We start from the raw sequence: 3,550 nt of genomic DNA, 5'->3' as shown, positions 1-3,550 counted from the left end.
GCCCCTTTGCGCTGGCTGACATCGAGGTAATTGACGCCCACCGCCGCTTGCTCCAGCCAGACCTCGCCGGACCCGGGGGCCTGTTCGCTGACAGCGTGCAATTGCAGGACATCCGGTGCGCCCGTTGCGGTGAAGCGGATTGCGTTGGCCATGGTCATCTCCATTCATTTGTTAAGCGTTGAGCTCAGTCTGAAAGCGCAGCACTCAACGAACAACCCAGCCTGAATGCAGTTCATTGCTGCAAAGGCTGCAGCAATACACACATAAAAAAGGAGCGGCACGTGCTGCCGCTCCTCTTTCAACAATCAATCGAACGCGCCGTTGAGCACCTCGTAGATCAGCCCGGTGGCCAGCGCAACGAGAATGAGGTCAGTGCCCGCCTGTCGCCATTCGTAGCCGTCATAACGAGGCAGATGTTCGAGCATTCGCCCGTCCAGCTTCTTGGCGATGCCCGGGGGCAAGGGTTTACCCCGCGCCAGATTCTTTTGAATACCCGGCGGCAGCGGCGGCCCCGGATTCCAGTATTCGCCGCGATAACCATCGATGATGCCGAGAATATTGCCGCGATCGAAACTCGGGCCGCCACCATTGCCAGAGTGTTGCTGGCCCTTGTTGCCATTGCCTTGGCCGCCCCCGCCCTGTTTACCGTGATCCTGCATGTTTTGCGGTTTGCCCTTGCCGTTGCCCTGGCCGCCCTGACCACCCTGCCCCTTGCCATTGCCGGGGTCAGCCAGTGCGGTCGTGCTGCCGATTACCAGCGCGAGGCAAGACAACGCGGTAATCAATCTGCGAGCTTTTCTCATGTGCGATTCCTTCGGTTGGGGGATGCTCTAGAGTATGGGCGAATGTGCTCAGCTTAGTGGATTTCTTCTTGCTGACCACTCGGCCTTGCGTCAGGATTCCCACCCTCTCCACCCCTGATCGAAAAATCATGAATCGCCAAAAGAAGCTGCAGCAGTTGTTCAAGGAAAAAGCCAAAAAGGCCAATGCCAAACTGGCGCCGAAAAAGCCCAAATACATCTGCAAGGCCGACCGCCTGAAGCTGGAAGCCGAAGCGGCGCAAGCGGCGGCCGAAAACATCGAGAGCTGATTCAGGCTGTCTGCCGCGACGTCAGCCAGGTCATCAGCGCCGCCAGCACCAACAATGCCGCGCTGGCGAAAAACGTCAGCCGATAACCGCTGCCGTCGAACAGCAGACCACCGATGGTAGAACCCGAGGCAATCGACAACTGCACCACCGCCACCATCAGCCCACCGCCGGCTTCGGCATCGTCGGGCAGCGTGCGGGCCAGCCACGACCACCAGCCTACCGGCGCTGCCGTGGCGATCAACCCCCACAAGCCCAGCAACACGAACACTGCTAGCACTGAACTGCCCAGCCCGATCAGCGCGACAGCAATCACCGCCATCAGCAGCGGAATGGCGATCACTACTCTATACAGACCTGACTTCAGCACCGACCCGATGATCACAGTGCCGATAAACCCGGCCACACCAATGACCAGCAGGATGATCGACAGCATCGAAACATCGACCCGGGTCACGGTCTCCAGAAACGGTCGCAGGTAGGTGAACAGAACAAACTGGCCCATGAAGAACAGACCTGCGCCGAGCATGCCCAACGCCACGCGGCGGCTTTTGAACAACGCAAAAACATTGGCTGCGCTGGCTTTGCGCGGCGCGGCCGGGAGTGCGGGCAAACTGATCCACTGCCAAAGCAGCGCAATCAGCGCCACCGGTATCAGGCAGAAAAACGCTCCGCGCCAGCCAATCACGCTGCCCAGATAACTGCCCAACGGCGCCGCCACGACGGTCGCCAGGGCATTGCCGCCATTAAAAATCGCCAGTGCCTTGGGCACGCTGGCGGCGGGCACGAGACGCATGGCCAACGCCGCTGACATCGACCAGAAGCCGCCAATCACCACACCGATCAATGCGCGGCCAATCATGTACACCGTGTAATTGGGCGCCAGGCCGACCACCAGCCCGGACGCACACATCAGCGCGGTCAACAGCAGCAACAGGCGCTTGCGATCCATCGAGCCGGCGAGTCTGCTGATCATCAGGCTGGTCAGCACCGCGAACGCGCCGGAGATGGCAATGCCATAGCCGGCCAGGCCTTCGCTGATAAGCAAGTCCGTAGCCATTGGCGTGAGCAGACTGACCGGCATGAACTCTGAGGCGATCAGGGCGAAGACGCACAAGGTCATCGCGAACACACCGCTCCAGTACGCCGGTTGTTCGCCGTCAGTGGACGCTTCGATGGGCTGGGCTGTCGGGGTGTCGATTACTTGAGCCGTCATGCGAAAACCTGTCTTGAAGAAGAAATCATCGAGGCACTTCTGCCCCGTTACTCAGGCTGCAAAGCTTGACGGATCAGGCTTAACTTGATTAGTAGCGGTAATCTTCATGTGCTTTTGAGAAAAATTCAGCAATGAGCAACGCCAAAGTCAACGACCTGCAGGCCTTTCTGGCGGTGGCCCAGGAGCAAAGCTTCACCAAGGCTGCCGCCCGCCTCGGCGTCACGCCGTCTGCGCTGAGTCATACGGTCCGCGCGCTGGAGCAGCGTCTGGGTATCCGCTTGCTCGCTCGTACGACGCGCAATGTCTCGCCGACCGAGGCTGGCGAACGCTTGATGCACTCAATTGCGCCGCTGTTCGAGCAGATCAGCGCCGAGCTCGAAGCCCTCGGCGAATTGCGCGACAAGCCCAGCGGCACGATCCGCGTTTCCTGCACGGACGATCAGATCGAATTGTGCATTCGGCCGATGCTTGCAAAGTTTTTGCAGGACTATCCGGATATCACGTTGGAGTTTTACGTCGATTACGGATTTACCAATGTGGTCAAGGAACGCTTCGATGCAGGCATCCGTCTCGGTGAATCGATCAGCAAAGACATGATCGCCGTGCGCATCGGCCCGGACTGGCGCCTGGCCGTGGTGGCCTCGCCAGGTTACTTCGCTCGCCACCCGGCACCCACCACGCCGCACCAGTTGACGGAGCACACCTGCATCAACATCCGCCACCAACCGGCCGGCGCGATTTACGCCTGGGAGTTTGCGCACCAGGGTCAGGACTTCAGCGTGAAGGTCGACGGGCAACTGGTGTTCAACAGCATCATGCATGTGCTCAACGCCGCCGTGGACGGCATCGGCGTGGCCTACGTGCCCGAGCAATTGGTCGCGCCGTATCTGGCGGACGGGCGACTGGTGGAAGTGCTGGAAGAGTGGTGCCCGACGTTTCAGGGCTATCACTTGTATTACCCGAACAGACGCCAGAGCTCCGCAGCGTTTGCAGCGTTTGTCGAAGCGCTGAAATACAACCGCTGACATCACAAATCATCTGAGCAAAACGCCGATACCTGTGGGAGCGAGCCTGCTCGCGAAGGCGCCAGATCAGATACATCCACGTTGGATGACACACCGATTTCGCGAGCAAGCTCGCTCCCACAATGGTCCGGTGCAAGGCCACAATCTTCAGCGCAACCCAAATCCCTGTGGGAGCGGGCTTGCCCGCGAAGGCGCCAGATCAGATATATCCACGTTGAATGA

Annotated in this window: 4 protein-coding genes and 1 pseudogene; 2 read left to right on the top strand and 3 right to left on the bottom strand. The window is 59.7% G+C overall.

Features of this window, described 5'->3' with window-relative positions; translation table 11 throughout:
• A pseudogene (locus tag OQK_RS32105) lies at positions 1 to 152 on the bottom strand (quinone oxidoreductase); the annotation flags it as partial.
• 153 nt (positions 153 to 305) lie between these two features.
• Positions 306 to 803 carry an anti-virulence regulator CigR family protein gene (locus tag OQK_RS22000; RefSeq protein ID WP_016774302.1) on the bottom strand — a complete coding sequence of 166 codons (498 nt, stop codon included), beginning with the start codon at positions 801 to 803 and terminating at the stop codon, positions 306 to 308.
• 128 nt (positions 804 to 931) lie between these two features.
• Between OQK_RS22000 and OQK_RS29515 the strand changes: the two genes are divergently transcribed.
• Positions 932 to 1,090, top strand: coding sequence for a DUF2986 domain-containing protein (locus OQK_RS29515; RefSeq protein WP_016774301.1), 159 nt, complete (start codon positions 932 to 934; stop codon positions 1,088 to 1,090).
• A 1-nt stretch (position 1,091) separates the two neighbouring features.
• On the opposite strand, the gene OQK_RS21995 is transcribed toward OQK_RS29515, so the two are convergent.
• Positions 1,092 to 2,303 (bottom strand): MFS transporter, encoded by a 1,212-nt coding sequence (locus OQK_RS21995; protein ID WP_016774300.1) that lies wholly within the window; start codon positions 2,301 to 2,303, stop codon positions 1,092 to 1,094.
• 131 nt (positions 2,304 to 2,434) lie between these two features.
• Between OQK_RS21995 and OQK_RS21990 the strand changes: the two genes are divergently transcribed.
• On the top strand, positions 2,435 to 3,328 hold the full coding sequence (locus OQK_RS21990) for a LysR family transcriptional regulator (protein ID WP_016774299.1): 894 nt from the start codon (positions 2,435 to 2,437) through the stop codon (positions 3,326 to 3,328).
• The last annotated feature ends 222 nt before the right edge of the window (positions 3,329 to 3,550 follow it).

Source organism: Pseudomonas sp. R62 (assembly GCF_000257605.1).
GTDB lineage: Bacteria > Pseudomonadota > Gammaproteobacteria > Pseudomonadales > Pseudomonadaceae > Aquipseudomonas > Aquipseudomonas atacamensis.
Note: the sequence above shows the minus strand (reverse complement) of the source record. Positions and strands in the feature narration are given on the sequence as shown.

Excerpts from the sequence above, each read along its gene's own strand:
- OQK_RS29515 (WP_016774301.1), top strand. The coding sequence starts at position 932 with ATGAATCGCCAAAAGAAGCTGCAGCAGTTGTTCAAGGAAAAAGCCAAA.
- OQK_RS21995 (WP_016774300.1), bottom strand. The coding sequence starts at position 2,303 with ATGACGGCTCAAGTAATCGACACCCCGACAGCCCAGCCCATCGAAGCG.
- OQK_RS22000 (WP_016774302.1), bottom strand. The coding sequence starts at position 803 with ATGAGAAAAGCTCGCAGATTGATTACCGCGTTGTCTTGCCTCGCGCTG.
- OQK_RS21990 (WP_016774299.1), top strand. The coding sequence starts at position 2,435 with ATGAGCAACGCCAAAGTCAACGACCTGCAGGCCTTTCTGGCGGTGGCC.